The 22,476-nt window shown below is 44.0% G+C and carries 11 protein-coding genes; 2 read left to right on the forward strand and 9 right to left on the reverse strand.

Annotation, left to right across the window (positions count from 1 at the left end; all coding sequences use genetic code 11):
- Positions 1 to 21: 21 nt before the first annotated feature.
- The gene (locus AC1DUD_RS13955; RefSeq protein ID WP_477375291.1) at positions 22 to 4,014 is read left to right on the forward strand and encodes a hybrid sensor histidine kinase/response regulator transcription factor; all 3,993 of its coding nucleotides are present in this window, start codon (positions 22 to 24) and stop codon (positions 4,012 to 4,014) included.
- 223 nt (positions 4,015 to 4,237) lie between these two features.
- On the opposite strand, the gene AC1DUD_RS13960 is transcribed toward AC1DUD_RS13955, so the two are convergent.
- Positions 4,238 to 5,557 carry a vanadium-dependent haloperoxidase gene (locus AC1DUD_RS13960; protein WP_477375293.1) on the reverse strand — a complete coding sequence of 440 codons (1,320 nt, stop codon included), beginning with the start codon at positions 5,555 to 5,557 and terminating at the stop codon, positions 4,238 to 4,240.
- 243 nt (positions 5,558 to 5,800) lie between these two features.
- On the opposite strand from AC1DUD_RS13960, the gene AC1DUD_RS13965 reads away from it, so the two are divergent.
- A complete protein-coding gene (locus AC1DUD_RS13965) occupies positions 5,801 to 9,352 on the forward strand; it encodes a VCBS repeat-containing protein (RefSeq protein ID WP_477375295.1) in 3,552 nt (1,183 codons plus the stop codon).
- Between the two features lie 309 nt (positions 9,353 to 9,661).
- Here the strand turns inward: AC1DUD_RS13965 and AC1DUD_RS13970 are convergent, their stop codons facing one another.
- The 8 genes from AC1DUD_RS13970 to araA form a co-directional block, all read right to left on the reverse strand.
- Complete coding sequence (locus tag AC1DUD_RS13970; RefSeq protein ID WP_477375297.1) at positions 9,662 to 11,890, reverse strand: glycoside hydrolase family 2 protein; 2,229 nt, start codon at positions 11,888 to 11,890, stop codon at positions 9,662 to 9,664.
- Positions 11,891 to 12,227: 337 nt separating this feature from the next.
- On the reverse strand, positions 12,228 to 13,205 hold the full coding sequence (locus AC1DUD_RS13975; protein ID WP_477375299.1) for a glycoside hydrolase family 43 protein: 978 nt from the start codon (positions 13,203 to 13,205) through the stop codon (positions 12,228 to 12,230).
- 281 nt (positions 13,206 to 13,486) lie between these two features.
- Positions 13,487 to 14,491: a family 43 glycosylhydrolase gene (locus tag AC1DUD_RS13980; protein ID WP_477375301.1), complete on the reverse strand. Its 1,005-nt coding sequence runs from the start codon at positions 14,489 to 14,491 to the stop codon at positions 13,487 to 13,489.
- 3 nt (positions 14,492 to 14,494) lie between these two features.
- A complete protein-coding gene (locus tag AC1DUD_RS13985) occupies positions 14,495 to 16,465 on the reverse strand; it encodes an alpha-L-arabinofuranosidase C-terminal domain-containing protein (RefSeq protein ID WP_477375303.1) in 1,971 nt (656 codons plus the stop codon).
- 7 nt (positions 16,466 to 16,472) lie between these two features.
- The gene (locus AC1DUD_RS13990; protein WP_477375305.1) at positions 16,473 to 17,645 is read right to left on the reverse strand and encodes an aldose epimerase family protein; all 1,173 of its coding nucleotides are present in this window, start codon (positions 17,643 to 17,645) and stop codon (positions 16,473 to 16,475) included.
- A 210-nt stretch (positions 17,646 to 17,855) separates the two neighbouring features.
- Positions 17,856 to 18,515, reverse strand: a complete 660-nt coding sequence (gene fsa / locus AC1DUD_RS13995; protein ID WP_121233617.1) for a fructose-6-phosphate aldolase — start codon at positions 18,513 to 18,515, stop codon at positions 17,856 to 17,858.
- Positions 18,516 to 18,532: 17 nt separating this feature from the next.
- Positions 18,533 to 20,233, reverse strand: coding sequence for a sodium:solute symporter family transporter (locus AC1DUD_RS14000; RefSeq protein ID WP_477375307.1), 1,701 nt, complete (start codon positions 20,231 to 20,233; stop codon positions 18,533 to 18,535).
- Positions 20,234 to 20,951: 718 nt separating this feature from the next.
- Positions 20,952 to 22,445, reverse strand: coding sequence for an L-arabinose isomerase (araA, locus tag AC1DUD_RS14005; protein ID WP_477375309.1), 1,494 nt, complete (start codon positions 22,443 to 22,445; stop codon positions 20,952 to 20,954).
- Positions 22,446 to 22,476: the final 31 nt, after the last annotated feature.

Below are 22,476 nucleotides of genomic sequence, written 5' to 3' on the forward strand. Positions count from 1 at the left end.
ATTTGCGTTAAGCTAATTATTTTGAAATCACTATACTTTTTTTTATTACTTTTTACAGTATCAAGCGGCATTTGTAATGCCCAAACTTACTACTTCAGGCATTACCAGGTTGAACATGGTTTATCGCATAATACAGTTTACTGCAGTCTTCAGGATAGGCGTGGTTTTTTGTGGTTTGGTACTAAAGATGGCCTCAACCGCTTTGACGGATATACCTTTAAAACGTTCAGGCACAACCATGCAGATAAGAGTACCATCTCCAACAACATGGTGCATACCCTATGCCTCGATAAAGAAGGTACCCTTTGGGTAGGTACCGACGAAGGGCTTGATAAATATGATCCGCTATCCGAAACATTTACGCATATAAATTCGGCCAATATTAATGGCGTGCGTAGCATCACATTTGATGAACAAAATAACTGCTGGTTTGTGGCCGGTGCTTCATTAATAAGATACAACCCAAAAACGGCCGAAAAAATTGACTATTGGCCATGGCAGCACTTTGAAGCTACATCTGTAGCTATTATTAACGGTACGGTGTGGGCATCAACTTCATCGGGAATTATGGAGAAGCTGGACCTTGCAAGCCGTACCTTCGCCGCTTACAACTTGTTTAAGCCAACCGATAAGGTTACATCAAAGTTTATCGAAAAGATCTATTATGCAGGTAGCAACAAAATATTTGTAGCTACTAATAGCCATGGTTTTAAGGAGTTTAATGCTGAAACAGGTAGCTATAGGGACTTGCTTAATTATAACCCGGATAAAACGGCTATTTATGTACGCGATTTTTTAAAATATAGCGATACTGAATATTGGATAGCGACAGAATCGGGCGTGTTCATTTATGATTCGGTAAAGGGGACATTTCTGAACCTCAGAAAGCATTTTAATGATCCTTATTCGATATCAGACAATGCTGTTTATTGCCTTTTTAAAGATTCGGAAGGTGGCGTTTGGGTTGGCACCTACTTTGGAGGCCTCAATTATTACCCTAAGCAATATTCAACGTTTGATAAATTTTATCCTGAACCTGAACCAAATTCGCTTAAAGGAAATGTAGTACGTGAAATTAATAAAGACATTTACGGCAACCTTTGGATGGGGACAGAAGATAACGGTCTCAACAAATTAGCACCAGATAAACGCACCTGGACCCATTATTATCCCGGCGGAAGTGCCAGCATATCCAACACTAACATTCATGGCATATTACCAGTTGGCAATGAACTTTTTGTAGGTACTTTTGAAAGGGGCCTGGATATCATGAACATTAAAACCGGCAAAGTTGAACGTGTTTACCTTGCCGGGAACCGAAGCAATGATCTTAAAAGCAACTTCATCATTTGCTTTTGCAAAACCCGCAGCGGGCTCATTTTTGTTGGTACTACACGGGGCATGTACCGTTATAATTTAGCAAGCAAGGATTTTACCCTGATAGATAAATTACCTCCGTATGATTTCATTTACGCTATTACCGAAGACCATAATGGCAGAATATGGATTGGTTCTGTACGGGATGGTATTTACTGCTACGATCCTACTACTAATACGAGTACTAAATTAAACTACCGTTACCCTGTTAAAAATATCCTTAATACAACAACAGTTAACGGTGTTTTTGAGGATAGCGACAACAAATTATGGTTTGCAACCGAGGGCCTGGGTTTATGGAGATACGACCCGGAAAATGATAGCTACAAGTTTTATGACAGTCATAATGGCTTCCCCAGCAATTACATTTTCAGGATTGAGGAGGATAATCATAAAAATCTGTGGATCAGTACTACCCGCGGCCTGGTTTGCTTTAATCTGGCTACTGAAACCATTAAAACTTATACCAAAGCTAATGGACTTCTCAGCGATCAGTTTAACTACAATTCCTCTTTTAAAGATGCCGACGGCACCATGTACTTTGGTTGCGTACGAGGTATGGTTAGCTTTAATCCTGCCAATTTTAAACAAAATCAGTTTATAGCGCCGGTTTATATAACCGGCTTCCAGGTTCATAATAAAGAGATCTCTGTTAACGGCGCCGATTCACTATTAAGCCAATCCATCATCAGCACAAAAAAAATCATCCTAAATCATAACCAGTCTTCATTTAGTATCGATTTCGCGGCGCTAAGTTTTCCATCGCCCGAAATGACCCAATATAAATACATGATGAAAGGTTTGGATAAGGGCTGGACCGAACTTAAACGCAACCGCAAGGTTTACTTTACCCAGCTTCAACCTGGCCATTATACTTTTGTAGTAAAAGCGGCAAACAATAACGGCATCTGGACTCAGAAAGAAACAAGCCTTGAAATTGATATAGCCCCTCCTTTTTGGGAAAGCGTTTGGGCATACATTGCCTATAGTATGCTGTTTTTACTGACAGGTTATTACCTGCTCAGGAGCTATCACCGTAAAACACGCGAAAAAAACAAACGCATTATCGAAACCCTTGAAAATGACAAGGAAAAACAGATCTACAATGCCAAAATTGAATTTTTTACCAATGTGGCCCATGAAATCCGTACACCGTTAACCCTTATTAAAGGGCCCATGGAAAAAGTGATCAGGAAGGCAGAGCATGTTCCGGAGATTCAGAACAACCTGAAGATCATGGAAAAAAACACCAACCGACTCCTTGACCTTACCAACCAGTTGCTTGATTTCCGGAAAACAGAAACCAATGGCTTTAGTCTCAGCTTTGTTAAAACAGATATCATCGACCTGCTTGCCGATACCTTTGTGAGGTTTAAACCCATGGCCGAGCAAAAGAACCTCAGCTATACCTTTAAACATCCGGTCAAAGCTGTTTATGCCTATGTTGATATTGAGGCATTCACTAAAATTGTAAGTAACCTGATCAATAATGCCATCAAATACAGCACCTCTATCGTCGAGATAGAGTTGCTTGAACACCCAGCCAACGATCCAACCTTTACCATCGAAATAAGGAATAACGGGCACCTCATTCCTTTTGAAATGCGTGAAAAGATCTTTGAGCCCTTCTTTAGGATGAAGGAATCGGAAAAGCAAATTGGTACCGGAATAGGACTTTCTTTGTCACGTTCATTAGCCGAACTGCATAAAGGTTTACTGGTGTTGAATAAATCTATTAACGATTTTAATATATTTAACCTTACTTTGCCTGTACACCAGGAAAAAGAATTCGACCTGCATATTACCCCCGATGAATATGAACAGGCAGACCTAAGTAACAGAGAGGAGAATATTGACTTTATGAAACCAGTTATACTTTTAGTGGATGATAACCCGGAAATACTTGATTTTATTTCGGATGATCTGAGCGACAAATATTCGGTTATTAAAGCCCTTAACGGCCAGGAAGCACTGGATATGATAGGCATTGAGAACATCCAGCTTATTATAAGTGACGTTATGATGCCGGGGATAGATGGATTTGAACTGTGCAAAACCATTAAAACCAATTTCGATTACAGCCACATCCCCATCATATTACTCACTGCCAAAAACACCCTGCAAAGTAAAATTGAAGGCCTGGAAGTTGGTGCCGATGCCTATATCGAAAAACCGTTTTCGCCAGAGCATTTGCAGGTGCAGATCGCAAACCTGCTCATTAACCGCAATAAGATCAAAGAGCATTTTGCAAGCTCGCCGTTGGCACATATCAAGTCGATGGCGTATTCAAAGCCCGATGAAAGCTTTTTGGATAAACTGAACGGTGTTATTTACAAAAACATCCAGAATGCAGAGTTGGATGTAGAGCAGATAGCAAACCTCATGAACATGAGCAAACCAACACTATACCGCAAGGTTAAAGCTATATCAAACCTTACCATTAACGAGCTTATCAATATTACCCGCCTTAAAGCCGCAGCGCAGTTACTGGAAGAAGGTGATTATAAGATTTATGAAGTGGCCAACATGGTGGGTTACAGCTCACAATCGCACCTGGGCCGTAACTTTTTGAAACAATTTGGCACTACACCTACCGAGTATCAGCAGGCCAAGCGGAGTAAGGTGAAGCAGGTGTAAGACGCAGGTTCAAGCGTCTGCCCTATAGCGTAAACGAGGAAAATATTTTAAACTCCCCTCTCGAGAGGGGGCGCGAAGGAAAGAGCGGTAGCAGGGGTGTGTTTATGCAATTAGTGTATAAAAGCGGGAACACACCCCTCCACCCCTCTTAAGAGGGGAATCGCACAATCCCCACACTTTTTTATCCGGTGCAAGTTCAATATCTAAATAGATGGTCATTCCTTTATTTCCTCGTATGCAATTTGGTCAAAGCAAACTGCCCTATCCTATCGCCCTCATCTACACCATTGGTAATAGATGGCATATAATGAATGCCGCCATAAAACCTGCTGATGGCCGCTTCTTCGGCCGCGGCTTTAAATGATTTGAAGTTTCGTGCCGGGATAGAAAATTCCATCTCTGTAGAATCTATAAAAGAAAATTCATCGCCAAACAGTTTACTTAATACCGCTGCCGAAGCCGTAGAAACCACACTATGCCCGCTTGTATATTCCGGGAAGGGTGGGGTTTGCAGCAACGGCATCCAGCTTTGGTCAATATACTGGTTGATATAGGTTTCAGGCCTAATCACTTTGCTCCGGTACTTTTCGTCCCAGCAGTTTATAAAACTATCTGCAATAACAACAGCTATACTGGCATAAGCTTCGGAACTCTTCACGTAATCAGCCTTAGCTTTACGGCAGGCCAACGCTGTGATATTGATCCAATGTCCTCCCGGCGAGATCTTTTTAGTGGCAAACATAGTATGCCCGTTGATATTCACTTTAAAAGGGTTATCATCCCAAAAAGTGGCGATGGTGGCTTCATCATCAGTGATATGTTTGCCCGTATCGTATACTTCCATAGCCAACTTGTAAAAATTGCTGCCAGGGATATTACTAAAAGTAAAAGGATGTGATGGCTTAAACTGCTGTGCCGAATCGAGGAGGAAAGGGCGGATCTCGTTCCAATGCGGCTCCACTCCTTTCATGTAAGCGGGAGGTGTGGGTTTCCAGCTGGCATCATCGGTTTGTACATCGTATTTTGATAATGAACGGGTATGTTTATAGTTATCCTTGCCCGCCCATTTAATGATCCTGTCGGCAATGAGCTTGCCATATGCTATTGAGTTATTGTACACACTATCGGGCATACCGGTGTCTTTAAACTCCTGCATAAGCTTATCATGAAAACCCTCTATCCTGCCCTCGCTCATGATCAGGATCTTGCCAACAGTTAAAATAGCATGCGATGCAGATAGTGTAAAACAGTATTTTTTGCCGGCGATGGGTTTCGGCACCGAATCGAGCCCCTTTAATTGCCCTTCAAGCGACTGGTAATGATAATCGCCATTACGCGCAGCTTCGTATGCCGCAACGCTGATATAGGCATAAATACGACTGGCAACCGGCGGCGAATAGATATCATGCCGCACCACATCCGTAACATCTTTTATGGAGCGGTGGATAAAATCCGGATTTTCGGCCGGTTTTTCCCAACTTTTTTTACCGCATGATGAGCAGCTTACAACAACGATAAGGGCAAAGTATAGTCTCTTCATCATGATGAACAGAAGGGTCTTGATCAGTTTTTTAATTGGTTTATCCCTCAAAACAGGGTTCAGACCAAAGCTAACAGTTAATAAATATTTAAGTATAAGCCGATAGTAATTAACTAACTTTTGATACAATTTGCAGAATCATAAATTATAAAAACCATTTTCTTTACATTGGCTTACTATATAATAACCAGTAAGTTAAAGCTTAACCAAAGCATAAACTATCAATCAATAATTAACCATATCTGCATGATAAAAAGTTTACTCAACGCGTTTAAACTATCTACCCTATTGTTACTATTTTTAAGTGCTGGCTGCTCAAAAAAATCTTCGGGGCCAACGCTTTTTAAACTGCTTGATGCATCCCAAACCGGTATTGATTTTAAAAATACCATTAACGAAAGCGACAGCATCAACATACTCAATCACCCCTACCTGTACAATGGTGCAGGCGTTGGTATTGGCGATTTTAACCACGACGGCTTACCCGATATTTACTTTGCCGGAAACATGGTCGCCAATAAACTATATATCAACAAAGGCTCACTTACTTTTAAAGATGCTACCGATGCAGCGGGTGTTGCCGGTAATGACGACTGGTACGCTGGCGTATCTGTAGTGGATATCAACAATGATGGATGGATGGATATTTACGTGTGTTCGTCCTTTAAAAGCGATCCCAACCACCGCAAAAACCTATTATACATTAACCAGGGAAATAACAAAGACGGCATACCCACCTTCAAAGAATCAGCAGCAGCATATGGCCTGCAAGATACCGGCTACAGCACCCAGGCAGTATTTTTCGACTACGATCATGATGGCGACCTTGACATGTACCTGCTCACCAATTTTTTAGGCGAGGAAACACCAGTAGCATATCGCCCTAAATTAACCAATGGGAGCGCCCAGAATAATGACCGGCTATATCGCAATAACGGCAATGGGACATTTACTAACGCAACCAAAGAGGCTGGTATTTTGATAGAAGGCTTCGGCAACTCGGTATCCATATGCGATGTGAATAACGATGGCTGGCCGGATGTTTATGTGGGTAATGACTTTATATCGAATGATGTGCTGTGGGTGAACAATAAAAACGGAACGTTCACCAATCGCGCGGGAGAATATTTTAAACATACGGGCTGGTCGGTAATGGGATCGGATATGGTTGATATTAATAACGATGGCAAGGCCGATCTTGTATCCCTGGAGATGCTGCCTGAAGAGAACGTACGCAAAAAAACCATGCTTGTGGGCGATAATTACATCACTTATATCAACAACACCAAGTTTAAATATGAGCACCAATACATCCGTAATGTGCTGCAGCTTAACCAGGGCCAAACGCCACTTGGTCACCCGCAATACAGCGAAATAGCTTACCAGGCTGGTGTTTATCAAACTGACTGGAGCTGGACTCCCCTTGTGGCCGATTTTGATAACGACGGTTACCGCGATATGATGATCACCAACGGATACCCTCGCGATGTGACAGATCTTGATCATGCCCTTTACAGTAACGACCAGGGCCGTACCGTTAAAGAAAATACCACTTTGGCCGCGGCCGATTCATTCCCCGTAGTGAAAACACCGAGCTATGCTTTCAGAAATGCAGGCGGATATTTGTTTAAAGATCAATCGAAAGACTGGGGTATTGTAAAACCTACTTTTTCGACCGGCGGCGTTTATGCCGACCTGGATAATGACGGTGACCTTGACCTGGTGATCAACAATATTGACGATGATGCCTTTGTTTATGAAAATACCGCCAACAGCAAAACGCAGGTAGCAAAAGATCATAACTACCTTACCGTTGCCTTACAGGGTGACAGCAAAAACGTAGGCGCCATTGGCGCTACCATCCGGATCTATTACAAAGGCAATCAGCAGTTTTATGACCAGCAGCCTTGTCGTGGTTATATGAGTACGGACGATGCACGCGGGCATTTCGGTATCGGCTCATCAACTACGGTTGATTCTTTACGTGTACACTGGCCCGATGGCAAAACCCAGCTACTCACCAATGTAAAAGCCAATCAAACACTTACATTGCAATATAAAAGTGCCACGGGCTATTTCCGGCCTGATGCTCCCGGCAAAATCATTCCCACGTTTCAGAATGCGAACAATTCAACAGGCATAAAATATGTGCACCAGGAAAAAGACGCTATCGACTATAATATTCAGCCTACTCTGCCGCATAAGCTAAGCCAGTATGGCCCAGCCATTGCCGTTGGCGATGTTGACGGCAACGGTTATGACGATCTTTTCGTGGGAGGTTCAGCAGGCAATAAAGGTGTATTTTTCATGCAGGATGCCAGCGGTCATTTTACCATGGATAATAACCGCTTCATGAACGAAGAAATTAAAGATGAGGAAGATATGGGTGCGCTGTTGTTTGATGCCAACGGCGATGGGTTCTCTGATCTGTACATTGCAAGCGGCAGTTACGAATTTCAAAAAGGCCATACCTCAGCTCAGGATAGACTTTATATTAATGATAGAAAAGGCCATTTTACCCGCGACCTCGCCGCCGTGCCCGTTGAATATGATAACGGTTCATGCGTGCGTGCCGCCGATTTTGACGGCGACGGAGACCTCGATCTTTTTGTAGGTTCGAGATCGGTTTCGGGCGCTTACCCTTCATCACCGGTTAGCCATCTGCTTAGGAATGATGGCGGCAAGTTTACAGATGTTACTAACGAGTTTTGCCCGGATCTGATCCATGGCGGTATGATCACCGATGCATTATGGTCGGATTTTGACAAGGACGGTAAAGTTGACTTGGTTGTGGTTGGCGAATGGATGCCCATTACGTTCTTTAAAAACACTGGTAAGGGCTTCAGCAAGATCAAATCGGGCATTGAAGATCACGTAGGCTGGTGGAACAGCATTGTTGCCGGCGATTTTAATAACGACGGCAACATCGATTACGTAGCAGGTAACCTGGGTCAAAACTCCAATTACAAAGCATCATTTGAGCAGCCCATGACCATTATGGGTAAAGACTTGGATGGTAACGGCTCTTTCGACGCCATGATATTTTGTTACCTGAAGGATGAAGACGGTTCACAAAAACCCTTCCCAATGCACACCCGCGATGACCTGATCAGCCAGCTGATCTCCATCCGCAAAAAATATCCAAGCTACCGTGGCTTCGGTCACGCTACTATGAACGACCTATGGGCTGAAAAAGACAAAGAAGGAGCTGTTATCCTGAAAGCTACCGACATGAACACCAGCCTTATCACCGGTAAAAGCACTGGTACTTTTAGTATCAGTGCGCTACCGCAAGATGCGCAGATGGCCCCTGTTTACGGCATGATAGCCAAAGACATTGACCGCGACGGCAACCTCGACCTGGTAATGGTTGGCAACGACTTCGGTATGGAACCTTTCACCGGCAGGCATGATGCCTTTATGGGTTTATACATGAAAGGCAATGGAAAAGGCGGCTTTGCTCCGCTATCTGTAGCCAGTAGCGGCATTTATGTTGCGGGGGATGGTAAAGCGCTCGCAAATATCCAATCAGCCAAAGGTGATTTATTAGTGGCAACCCAAAATCAGGATAGCCTTAAGGTATTCCGCAATACCGGTGTTAACATTGGCAAGCGATACATCAAATTAAAACCTGATGATTTTTATGCTGATATTACCCTTAAAAACGGCAGCAAAAAACGTGTTGAGTTTTATTATGGATCAACGTATTTATCGCAATCATCAAGGGTATTGGAGTTAGATGGCAATGCAGCAGATGTGACGATAACAAGTTATAATGGGAGGAAAAGGAAGGGCTGATAGATGCTATTAAGTATGGGCCTGTCAGTCTGAGCCTGTCGAAGACTCGCGCGCAGAGGCCCCACCACCATGCTTCGACGCGCTCAGCATGACAGCCTACTTTTAGCCTCCCCGCCGCCGCTCGGCTCCAGCCGAGTGGCAATTATTTCCAGGCCTCTGGCCTGCTCCTCCAGCTTCGACGGCCAGAGGCCGCTTGATAGCTACCACTCGGCTGGAGCCAAGCGGTGGCATTAGAAATAGATTAGTAATTAAAAAACAAAMACGCCCGGGTTATGCACCCGGGCGTTTTTCATAATATCTAAACCGATATTATGGTTTCGTTTTGCTCATTGCTGAAATACCGGCATCGATATATTGTCCACCAACGGTTTGGTTACAATGGATAGCTATCACATTTTTGCCATTCAAGCGCAGGGCGTCTTTACTTTCCTTAGTCATTTGGATGATAGCATAGCCTGAAGTATAACCTTCTTTTAGGGCAGCTTTAACACCGTTGATGTAAACTTCACAAGCATCATCATGATGTAATGACAATACCAGGTCATCTTTATTTACACCAGATGTGTTTAACGTAAACTCCTGCCTGAGCCAGATATCCTTGCCATCCCAAACAGTTTTCACTACGGCTCCCGGTGTGTTAGCAGTACCAAAGCCGGCTTCGCCAGATTTCCATGTGTTATCGTCAAACTTTTCGCCAAACCAGCCATCAGCGGGTTTATCAAAAGTATATTTCCAGGTACGTGCTTTATCCTTTGACGATGGCAGCACCTCGCGGATATACTCCTCATCATGAATGATCTTATCATTCGAAGCTTTAATAGTTGCAACCGGGCCTTTTACGATTTCCCTGTCGTAAGTAAGTAAACCGTTCAGCTCAACTTCCACGTCGGTAGTTTCAGTGTATACCGCTGCACTCAGGCCTTCATTGGTTTTGTAGATCACAAGATCATTGGCAAACTCATCATACAGGTTGGTATAAGCCTTTTGGTTATCCATCATGATATAAGTCGGGCCTGTTTTCCAAACATGCCCCGGGATGATGTAACCAATACCGCCATACTCACCGCAAGCCAATACCTGTGTTTTGCTTGAAGGGGATGCAGGCGGCGGATAGCTGTGGATATCCAGGAAGTCGCCCACACCAAAATGATTGCCACCGCTGGCCTGGTTAATCAACCTTGAATTATCCAATTTACGCACCAAGTTAACTAACCCCGGTGTATTATGCTGACCCTGCGCCTCATTGAATACCACCCACGTTACAATAGAAGGCGAGTTCCAGTGTGTTTTAACCATACGGGTAAGTTCTGAAGCATAAGCTGCTGTATCAACCGGCGGCGTATGCTCGGTATATGAATTGGCCGATGGCATATCCTGCCAAATCATCAGTCCCAGTTTATCGGCCCAGTAGTACCAGCGGTATGGCTCAACCTTAATGTGCTTCCGCACCATGTTATAGCCGAAGTTTTTGATCATCTGCAGATCATTCTTGATAGCCGCATCAGTAGGTGCTGTGTAGATCCCATCAGGCCAGAAACCCTGGTCAAGCGGACCAATCTGGAACAGGAATTTATTATTCAGGAACAGCTTTTTGTAACCATCCTGCTCACCTACCGAAATTTTGCGCATGCCTGCATAACTACTCACAGCGTCGACTTTTTTTCCGCCTTTTTCAAGCGTAATATCCAGGTCATACAAAAACGGTGAATCCGGCGACCATAATTTAGCGTTAGGAACAGGTACTGTAAACTCGGCATTAGGCTTGCCCGAAGCAGTGCTAACAACCTTGCTACCGTCTTTTACTTTTACATTAACCGTGTAACCAGCAGCAGTCGCAGCATCTACATTTAGCTTTATTACTGATTGATCAATATCCGGCGTAATCCTGATATCGCTGATATTTACAGCAGGAACCGGCTCCAACCACACAGTTTGCCAGATGCCTGTAGTTGAGGAATACATAATGCCCTGCGGATGCAGGGTTTGTTTACCGCGTGGGAAACCGCCATCGTCCGTTGGGTCATAAACACGTACAGTGATCTCCTGCTCGCCTGCTCCTTTAATAGCAGATGTGATATCATAACTAAATGGATCATAACCGCCTGTATGCTTACCAAAACTTTTGCCATTAACAAATACTTCGCTTTCATAATCAACCGCACCAAAATGCAGCAGGACATGTTCGCCTTTCCATGAAGCAGGAACGGTGAATCTACGACGGTACCAGATCCTGTCGTGCTGTTCCATTACGCCCGACAAGGCCGATTCAACCGGGAATGGCACGAGGATGGTTTTAGATAACTTGCCTTGGGGCACAGCCTCGCCGGCGGTTCCCGGCTGGTATTGCCATAGGCCGTTTAGGTTCATCCATTTTTCGCGTGCCAGCTGCGGACGGGGATACTCGGGCAATACATTTTTCGGGTCGACATCCTTGGCAAAGCGCGTCATTAAAACGGCCTTTTTAGGGTGCCACTCCTGCGCCTGGGCAAAGTATGGAAGCGCGGCAGCAGCGATAACAATAAACTTTTTAATGTTCATAATTTGATGTGGTAAAGCCGGCTAAACAGTTCCGACAAACCATTTAAACCGGCCATATTGGCTTTTTGATTAATTATTTCACATTAAAAATATAGGATAATTTGAAGCGATCTTAACGTTTGGTTACGTTTGATCGGTTTTGAAGAAAAGTTGATACGATTTGTTGCAGGTAACAGTCCATAAAATAAGAAGCAGGGAAGGATAATCCTTTCCTGCTTCTTATTTTCTATTATTTCTTATTGTAGAGACGCATAATTTCGTCTCCCATCAGGGCAAACGCACTTCCCTAATTGATCTGTATACTGGAGACGAAATTATGCGCGCCTCTACAATAAAATCACTTTGCCGGTTTCACACCCTCGCTGGTCATGATCACCCGCTTAATGCTGCCATCTTTATTGTAATACAGATAATCGATACAAACCGAACGGTGAAAACTGCCCGCATCAGGTACCAGCGCTCCATTGTGATATATAAAATACCATTGGCCTTTAAACTCAATTATAGCCTGGTGATTGGTGTTTGAATTTCCGGCAATCTCATTGATGATCCCTTTATACTCCCATGGGCCGTTGATACTCCTGCTCATAGCATAAGCTATCTTTTCTGGAAACTCGTAGGCATATGACAGGTAGTACCAACCGTTACGTTCGTGGATCCACGGCGCTTCGGTATAATGGGGCAACGTGATGGTTTTGATCTCGCCGTCAAGTTCGGTCATGTTGCTTTTGAGTTTGGCATAATAGCAAATGCCGTTGCCCCAAAACAGGTAGGCTTGTCCTTCCTTATCAATAATAACAGTCGGGTCAATATCGTCCCAGGAATGTTTTACTGCTTTGGTCATATCGTTGGTAACCAAAGCGCTGCCACGCGCATCCTTAAACGGCCCCAGCGGACTATCAGATACCGCTACCCCAATGGCTTTGCCATGAATAGTAGCATGTTCGGCAGCCACATACCAGTAAAATTTACCATTCCGTTCAATCACCTGCGATGCCCAGGCATCGTCTTTTGCCCACTTAAATTCTTTAACATTCAGCGGCGAAGGGTGCTCTGTCCAGTTTACCATATCGGTTGAAGTGAAGCAAGTCCAGTCGTGCATGGTATAGCCATTATGTCCCGGCGCAGCCTCATCATGCCCGGTGTACAGGTATACCTTATCCTTATAAACCATAGCCGCCGGATCAGCAGTGTACTTATGCCTGATGATAGGGTTACCATCAGCGCGGAAAGTAGTATCACGGGGAGTAGCATTAACCGAGACTAAACTACCGACAGTTATGGCTAACGCGATTATTTTTTTTGATATTTTCATATTGTTTCTATCGCATGTTCAAGCGTCCACGCTTGAATAATACAAAACATGAGCGTCCACGCTCACGTTATTAGTTATTTCCGGCCGGTAAGCGTGGACGCTTAAACCTGCGGGAGGCTAATAAAAAACGTCATGTTGAACTTGTTTCAACACCTAACTTGCTGGGCAACCATGCTAAGCAACCGTCTGCCTGTCCCGTGGGGTGCCGAAACAAGTTCGGCATGACGTTGAGATTTTTTATTCCCCTTGCCCCTGTCCCCACGGGCAATACCATACAGAAATTACTTCCCTACCACCGGCCATCCATCAACCCAATCCAGCGTCTCCACCCTCAACTTTGAAATCCCCCTATCCGCAGCGTCATACCCGTGGAAGATAATATAATCAACCCCATCAAAAGTGCTTACGCCATTATGGCCTACACCGTACCAATTGGCATCACCGGCCAGCAGGATACTGCCGCCGCCTTTGTTCATAGCGATGCCGTCCTTATCCAGATATGGCCCTTTTAAATTTTTTGAGCGACCGATAATCATTTTATAAGTACTCTTCGGTCCTTTGCAGCAATAATCTATCGAAGCAAACAGGTAAAAGTATTTATCGTGTTTAAAAATAAACGGAGCTTCAATGGCATTACCACCCGCATCAACCGGGTTACCGTCAACAGCCGGAAGATTTTCGGAAATGGCTTTTCTGCGGGTGGCGATAGTTGGGATCTTATCAAGATCTTCTGCAACGCTTAACCTGTCTTTATTCAGTTTCACCAGTTTCAATCCATCCCAAAAGGAGCCAAAAATAAGGTATGGTGTACCATCTTTATCCGTAATTAAATTAGGGTCAATGGCATTCCAGTTGGTTTTACCGGGGATGGATTGGATCACTTTACCGTGATCAATCCATTTATAATTAGGATCATCGGTATGCAGCGTTTTATTGGTAGCCACACCAATAGCCGAAGTATTTTTACCAAAGGCAGATACCGAGTAAAACAGGTAGTAAGTGCCTTTATAAAGTGAAATATCCGGTGCCCAAATGTGGCCTTTAAAGCCGGGGATAGCATCAACAGCCCATTGCGGCGCTGCGGCAAATACTGGCTTCTCGGCCTTCCAATGTACCCTATCAACCGACGACCACATAGCGATACCGTTACCCGTACAGAAGATATAATAAGTACTATCCTGTCGGGTCATTACCGGGTCGTGTACCGATATATCAGTCCTTAGTTCCTGAGCATTACTTATAATGCCCGGGAACAATAAGGATATGATCAGAAAGATCTTTTTCAATTGTTATTTATTTTTAAGCCTCACTATTTTAAACGAGTATGGCTCAATCGCAAGCTTCAAGGTATTGCCAGAAATATCAACCGTACTTTCAACAGGACTAACAGCTGTTGGCGCGGTCAATGAATTTTCAGCGTCTTTACTGTCGGCTTTCAGCGTAGTAACGGCAGCTTGCTTTTGATAGCCTTTTGAACCGGTAATCTTAAAGCTCACGTTTTGTGCCGAAGTGCTGGTATTCACAAACTTGATCACCAGTTCGTTGGTGTTCTTGTCTAAGCTGGCGGTAGCATAGCTGTCATTTTGCCCGGCTACGGCTTCATTGTTTAACGTAAGCGGTACCACATCGGTACCTTTATTTAACGAGAACAATTGCTGCACATAGTAATTTGGTGTGGCGTAGCTCTTCAGGTTATCAAACCAAATGAGGTTTGGTGTCCATTGCCAGCCTTCCACGTGGGCAAAAAGCGGGGCGTATGAAGCCATGTTCACCACATCGGCGTTGCGTTCCAAACCTGTCATGAATGCTGCTTCAGAAAGTGCACACTCCCAATTGTTCTTGTTTTGTGGGCTCACAGTCGCTACACTTTGTGCGGCATATTCGCCAGCGAAGATCTTAGGGCCTTTACGATCATAGTTATCATAGCGGCGGGCATTATCCCTGAACCATTTTGGTGGTGCATAATAATGCTCATCCAAAATATCGGCGCCTAAGCTGCGGAATGTTGTATTCAACAGATCGAACTCTTTCCCATCAGGTGATGGGCCTAAAGCCGATACGATCTTTACATCAGGATACTTAGTTTTAATTGCCTTGGTAAAAATTTTCCAGCGGTCAACATATTGCGGTCCCCATTGCTCATTACCTACACCTATCATTTTTAAATTAAACGGTGCCGGGTGACCAAGGTCTGTACGCAGCTTACCCCATTTGGTACTGGCATCGCCATTGGCAAACTCAATCAGGTCGAGTGCATCCTGCACATAAGGATCAAGCTTATCCAAAGGCACCAGCTCAGCCGTATTAAACTCGCAGGCCATACCACAATTCAGGATTGGCAAGGGCGACGCACCGATATCTTCAGCCGTCATGAAATACTCCATAAAACCCAAACCAAAAGTCTGATAATAATCAGGTGCCGGGCGGTGCTTAAATTCGGTATTCCAGCGGTTAATGATATTCTCGCGTTTATCAACTGCACCTATGGTTTTTTTCCACTGATAGCGGTTGTTCAACTCACGGCCTTCCACAATACACCCACCCGGGAAACGTAAAAAGCCGGGCTTTATATCTGCCAGCTTCTGCACCAGGTCGGCACGTAAACCACCGGGACGGTTTTTCCAGGTATGTTCGGGGAACAGGGAGATCATATCCAGATCAATGACGCCCTTGCCGCTCATCCAAACATATAATTGTGCTTTCGGCGTTGTAGCGCTTGATTTAAATTTTACGCTGTAACGGTTCCATTCTTTATCGGTTGGGGTAAGCTCGGCTTTACCTATAATAGCGTCATTATCGCCGTGCATCTCAATGTTCAACTTTACGTTGGTATCGCCTTCCTGTTTAGCTATCACCGAAAAGCTATACTCTTCACCTTCTTTAACGCCCATTCCCCCGCGGAAACCCTCATTCGAGAATCCGTAAAAGCCGCCGTCACTTGTGATATAGCTTTTTATAAAGTGCGCATTCTCCGGCCGTTCAACAGCACGGTTTATCACTTCTGTACGGCCATCGCCTCCGTCCTTTTTCTGTTCTTTCCATCCCATCAAAGGCATATTGAATTCAAACGAGCGGTTTTTTACCAGTTCGGCATATACACCGCCATCGGCAGCAAGGTTAATATCCTCAAAAAATATCCCATACATGGTAGGCTGAATGTGTGCCTTCACCTTATCAGCCGCAATAGTATATTGTGTTTGCGCATGTACCGCGGTAAAAATACCGGCGGCACACAGCATTAAAAAAGCTTTTTTTAACATAGCTTATTTATTTGGAGAATTTGTAAATGGTAACCGTATGGTAAGTTTGACCCGGCTTTAATACGGTTGAAGCAAACGCAGCCCGGTTTGGCGCATCCGGAAAATGTTGGGTTTCCAAGCAAAATGCCGAGCGGTATGGATAAGCTTTACCGCCTTTACCATCCTTGGTAGCGCCAGTTAAAAAGTTACCTGAGTAAAATTGCAGACCAGGCTCTTCAGTAAATACTTCCAAAGTGATACCTGTAACAGTGCTTTTAACCGTAGCTATCGGGGTAGTAAGGTCATGTTTGTTCAATACAAAGTTGTGATCGTAACCTTTGCCGTTTTTCAATTGCTCATCGGCAGTGCCAATGTCCTTACCAATAGTTTTTGATACAGTAAAATCAAAGGGGGTACCTTTAACCGGTTGTAGCTTGCCGGTTGGGATAAGTGTGGTATCCACGGGCAAAAATGCATCGGCATTTATTTGTAATACGTTATCAGTGATAGTTGGGCTGCCTGCACCATTCAGGTTAAAATAAGCGTGATTAGTTAAATTAACTACGGTAGCTTTATCGGTAGTGGCTTTGTATTCTATTTTTAGCGAGTTATCATCGCCTAAAGTATAAACCACTGTTGCAGTTAAATTACCTGGATAACCACCTTCACCATCTTTTGAAACATAAGTAAGTTCCAGTTGCGAAGCGCTTAATTGTTTAGCCGAAAATACCTTGCCGTAAAAACCATTAAAGCCGCCATGCAGGGTATTTACCCCATCATTAATATCCAGCTGGTAAGCTTTACCATCAAGCGTAAATTTACCTTTGGCTATCCGGTTACCATAACGACCGATGATTGCGCCGAAATAAGGTTCTCCGCGTTTTTGATAACTTTTCAGCGAGTCGTAGCCTAAAATAACATCGGTAGCTTTGCCATCCTTATCAGGGACTAACAAGCTTACCAGCCTGCCGCCATAATTGGTAATTGCCACGGTAGCACCGCTAGTGTTTTTCAGGGTGAAAAGTTTTACTTTTTGTCCCTGCACATCGGCCTCAAAATTGGCCGAATCGGGTATAGACTGGGTTGTTACCGAACTTGAATCTTTCACGGTTGAATCAGTTGTTTTTGGATTACCGTTACAAGCCGCAAAAAGCGCTGCCGAACAGCTTAACATCATTAGTAAATTCTTGTTATTCTTCATAATTTGAGGTTGTTAGCTTGCCTTTTTAAAGCATTGCTGTTTAACTATTATAATTTCCGGAACAAATAATTGGGTTTAACTGATGGTTAGAAATCAGCGAGACCAATGTATAAAAATTTATTTATAATTGTTAAAAAAACACTTAAAATATTTAATTAAAAAAAGCCCGCCTCGCGCGGGACTTTCTTATTCAAAAATCAAATATTTCAACTAATTACCCGCAGCCCTGGCATGGTCGGCCAAGAATTGGGCAAGTCCGTTATCTGTAAGCGGATGTTTTAGCAAAGCAGTAATAGCACTCAGCGGACCGGTGATTACATCGGCCCCAAGCTTAGCGCAATTAACAATGTGCATAGCATGACGTACCGAAGCCGCCAGGATCTGTGTTTCATAACCATAGTTATCATATATCAGCCTGATATCCTCAATCAACTGCAAACCATCAGTTGAGATATCATCTAAACGGCCAATAAATGGCGAAACATAAGTAGCACCCGCTTTAGCAGCCAGCAAGGCCTGCCCTGCCGAAAACACCAACGTACAATTGGTTTTAATACCTTTTTGCTTAAAATACTTTAAAGCTTTAACGCCATCTTTTATCATGGGCAGCTTTACCACAATACGCTCATGAAGGGCAGCCAGCGCTTCACCTTCAGCAACCATCTCATCAAAAGTGGTTGATATTACCTCAGCGCTTACGTCGCCATCAGTAATTTCACAAATGGCTTTGTAGTGGTTAATGATATTTTCGTGCCCGGTAATACCTTCCTTAGCCATCAATGATGGATTGGTGGTAACGCCGTCTAATACACCCAGTTCATGGGCTTCTTTAATTTGTGCCAGGTTGGCTGTGTCAATAAAAAACTTCATTTTATAAATTATTGTGCTTACCAGAATTTAGCATAAAGCATGGTAAGCAGGATAAGCGTAACTACAATTAATGCCATGGTTGATTTTTCAACCTTAAACATACTGCTCGGAATTTCAAATGCTTTAGCATTAACTTTCGGACCAGCTAAGCTGATGGCCACCATCACAATAATGGTGAACATGAACGATAAGCCCATACAGATCAGGAACGGAATTTCATAACCGCCCTTACCATTAGGGAAAGCTGAGTAAAGGAATGTTTCATGCCCGAATAGTGCAGGAGCATAATTATTAAACAATACCGACATTAAAAAGCCTGTTATAATACCTGCAATAGCCGCTGCTCCGGTAGTACGTTTCCAAAAGAAACCTAAAATGAAAATGGCAAAAATCCCCGGGCTGATAAAGCCGGTATATTTCTGGATGAAAGTAAAGCCACCTTCGCCGCCAATACCTAAAAGGTCTTTCCAGGTAAGCATGATAGAGAAGATCAGCGCCGCCAAAATGGTAAGCCTGCCCACATTAACCATGCTCTTTTCACTGGCTTCTTTGCTGATATGTTTTTTGTAAATATCAAGTGTAAAAATGGTAGAGATACTATTTGCTTTACCCGCAAGTGAAGCCACAATAGCAGCCGTTAAAGCCGCAACAGAAAGGCCTTTTAAGCCTGTTGGCAAAAAGCCCAATATAGCCGAGTAAGCATTATCTGAATTGAAGTGACCACCCGATGCCATTTCCTGCTGTAAACCACCGTTTTTGTATAATACGTAAGCGGCAATACCAGGTAATACTACAATCACAGGCATAGCCAGTTTCATTAAACCTGCAAAAAGGATCCCTGTACGTGCAGTCTTCAGGTTAGCGCCCAAAGCCCTTTGGGTGATGTATTGGTTACAGCCCCAGTAGTTAAGGTTCACGATCCACTGACCGGCAAAATACATGGCGATACCCGGTAAAGCAAGGTATTTATTGATCTCGGCCTGCGGCGCGCCGGGTTTAGGTTTAGCCATCATCATTTTGAAGTGATCAGGCGCATCGCTCATCATTTTATTTAAGCCCGCTATGGCATCTTTGCCCAAACCAAAATGCTCGCTCACCAAAGTAAGTGCAATATAAGTGGTAGCCAAACCGCCAACAACCAGTACCAATACCTGTATAACATCGGTAAAGCCAATCACCTTCATACCGCCAAGGGTAATGAATAAGGCAAAAATAGATAGCGCAATGATGATCTCATGCAGGTATCCGCCGCCCATTAAATTATTGATGGCCAAAGCACCCAGGTAAAGTATGGATGTAAGGTTAACCAATACATACAACAACAGCCAGAAAATGGCCATGATAAAACTAACCGTTTCGTTGTACCGCGTATGCAGAAACTGCGGCATGGTGAAGATCTTGTTTTTCAGGTATACCGGTATAAACCATACAGCCACAATAATGAGCGCAATAGCTGCTACCCATTCGTAAGCTGCAACGGCCAAACCAACCTGGAAACCCTGTCCGCTGGTGCCAATAAATTGCTCGGCAGATATGTTTGAGGCAATCAGCGACGCACCAATGGCCCACCAGGTAAGTGAACCCTCGGCCAGGAAAAAGTCGTGACTATCAGATACGCCTTTGACCTTTTTACGGCTGTATACCCAGTACCCGTAGCTCGTAACTACAATAAAATAGATTACGAAGATCACGTAATCGATAGTGGAAAATTTGTTCATTATTTGGTTTAAAATTTAGTTTAGTTTGCTTGTGGTTTAGTTTATATTCTTCTCGTTTTTTTTATTTCATTTAATGATCGTTTATAATCTGAACCTGAATTATAGAATTAAGGAATTAACAGAATGCTAAGCAAATTCTATAAATTCTTTAATTCGTTTAATTCGAGTTCAGAAAATTCCGAAATCGCAAATCCGAAATCTCAAATTCACAATGGCGTTGCCTGCGGCCGGGCTATCCGCTCATACTGCACAGGCCTTAGCCACGGGCCGGTATCCGCTCCTATCCCTAACGCAACTGCGCAAATTTCTTCATCATCACGTCATTGCGAGGTACGAAGCAATCCCCAATATGCAAAGCCCATCTGTAAAGTTTGGGATTGCTTCGTACCTCGCAATGACGGTTTATTAAACTATGTTTCACGCCGCCGCTCGGCTCCAGCCGAGTGGCTATTATCCCCCAGGCCTCTGGCCTGCTACTCCAACCCCGGCGGCCAGAGGCCGCTAAATAGTTGCCACTCGGCCGGAGCCGAGCGGCGGCTATTTTTATTTTATTTTATGTCCCCTCAGGGTCTCTCGTAGAGGACCCTGAGGATCTTTGCTTCGTTACAGCTTATAAGCCGCATCATTCCACCTGATCTCGTTCCTGAACTGATCAAGCTTAGTGTCTTTTTTGTCCCCTCAGGGTCTCTCGTAGAGGACCCTGAGGATCTTTGCTTCGTTACAGCTTGTAAGCCGCATCATTCCACCTGATTTCGTTTCTGAACTGATCAAGTTTAGTGTCTTTACCAATACGTAAAAACTCAATACCGGCCATGTCAGCAAAATCATTAATGAGCTCGGCCGACAGATTTTGGCTGTAAGCAGTGTGGTGTGCACCACCGGCATAGATCCAGGCTGCACAACCGGTTTTCATATCCGGCAGTGGTTTCCAAAGTACCCTTGCAACAGGCAGGTTTGGCAGGTCTTCAACCGGCTCAATAGCTTCAACCTCATTAACGATCAAACGGAAACGGTTACCCATATCCACAATTGATGCATTAAGAGCTGCGCCACCGGCTACGTTAAATACCAAACGTGCAGGATCGGCCTTGCCACCAATACCCAACGGGTGAACTTCTAATGATGCTTTGCCATTGGCTAAGCTGCTGTCAACCTCCAGCATGTGCGAGCCTAAAACCAGCGCATTGTTCGGGTCAAAATGGTAAGTATAATCTTCCATGAAAGCGTTACCGCCCGGCAAGCCGGCACCCATTACTTTAAAGGCACGTACTAAAGCAGCGGTTTTCCAGTCGCCTTCACCGGCAAAACCGTAGCCCTCGGCCATTAAACGCTGTGAGGCAATACCCGGTAACTGGATCATGCCATGCAGGTCTTCAAATGTATCGCTGAAACCTTTAAAACCGCCATCCTGTAAAAACTTACGTAAACCAAGCTCAATTTTAGCTGCATCATAAACCGATGCGTGGCGCGCGCCACCTTTTTTCAGGTCGTCGGCAACATTATAAGTAGTTTCGTATTCATCAATCAGGGTGTTAACCTCGGCATCGGTTATGCTATCGATCACCGCAACCAGGTCGCCAATACCGTAAGTATTTACTGAGAAACCGAATTTCAATTCAGCCTCAACTTTATCGCCATCGGTAACAGCAACAAAGCGCATGTTATCGCCCAAACGGGCAAATTTTGCACCTTGCCAGTCGTACCAGCCGGCAGCAGCACGGGTCCATGATTCAATATCTTTTAATACTTCAGGATCCTGCCAGTGGCCAACAACAACCTTACGGTTGATGCGCATACGTGATACCATGAAGCCGAACTCCCTGTCGCCATGGGCACTTTGGTTCAGGTTCATGAAATCCATATCAATTGAACTCCATGGAATATCACGGTTATATTGGGTATGCAGGTGCAACATCGGTTTTTTAAGGATGCTTAACCCGCGGATCCACATTTTAGCAGGTGAAAAAGTATGCATCCAGGCAATAACACCGATACAGTTTTCGGCAACGTTAGCTTGCTGTAAGGTATTATAAATTTCTTCGGTTGATTTAACAACAGGTTTGTATACCACCCGCACAGGGATGTTGGCCGCTCCATCAATTCCTTTAGCTATTTCCTGTGAGTGCTCGGCAACTTTTTTCAGTGTTTCTTCTCCGTATAAATTCTGGCTCCCGGTAATGAACCATACTTCAAATGTTTTCAGATCGATCATATATGTCAATTAGTGATTTAGCGAATTAGTG

The sequence above is a fragment of the Mucilaginibacter sp. P4_A11 genome (assembly GCF_056402535.1).

Coding starts and splice junctions, on each gene's coding strand:
- AC1DUD_RS13975 (WP_477375299.1), bottom strand. CDS start 13,205: ATGAAAATATCAAAAAAAATAATCGCGTTAGCCATAACTGTCGGTAGT.
- AC1DUD_RS13990 (WP_477375305.1), bottom strand. CDS start 17,645: ATGAAGAATAACAAGAATTTACTAATGATGTTAAGCTGTTCGGCAGCG.
- fsa (WP_121233617.1), bottom strand. CDS start 18,515: ATGAAGTTTTTTATTGACACAGCCAACCTGGCACAAATTAAAGAAGCC.
- araA (WP_477375309.1), bottom strand. CDS start 22,445: ATGATCGATCTGAAAACATTTGAAGTATGGTTCATTACCGGGAGCCAG.
- AC1DUD_RS14000 (WP_477375307.1), bottom strand. CDS start 20,233: ATGAACAAATTTTCCACTATCGATTACGTGATCTTCGTAATCTATTTT.
- AC1DUD_RS13965 (WP_477375295.1), top strand. CDS start 5,801: ATGATAAAAAGTTTACTCAACGCGTTTAAACTATCTACCCTATTGTTA.
- AC1DUD_RS13960 (WP_477375293.1), bottom strand. CDS start 5,557: ATGATGAAGAGACTATACTTTGCCCTTATCGTTGTTGTAAGCTGCTCA.
- AC1DUD_RS13985 (WP_477375303.1), bottom strand. CDS start 16,465: ATGTTAAAAAAAGCTTTTTTAATGCTGTGTGCCGCCGGTATTTTTACC.
- AC1DUD_RS13970 (WP_477375297.1), bottom strand. CDS start 11,890: ATGAACATTAAAAAGTTTATTGTTATCGCTGCTGCCGCGCTTCCATAC.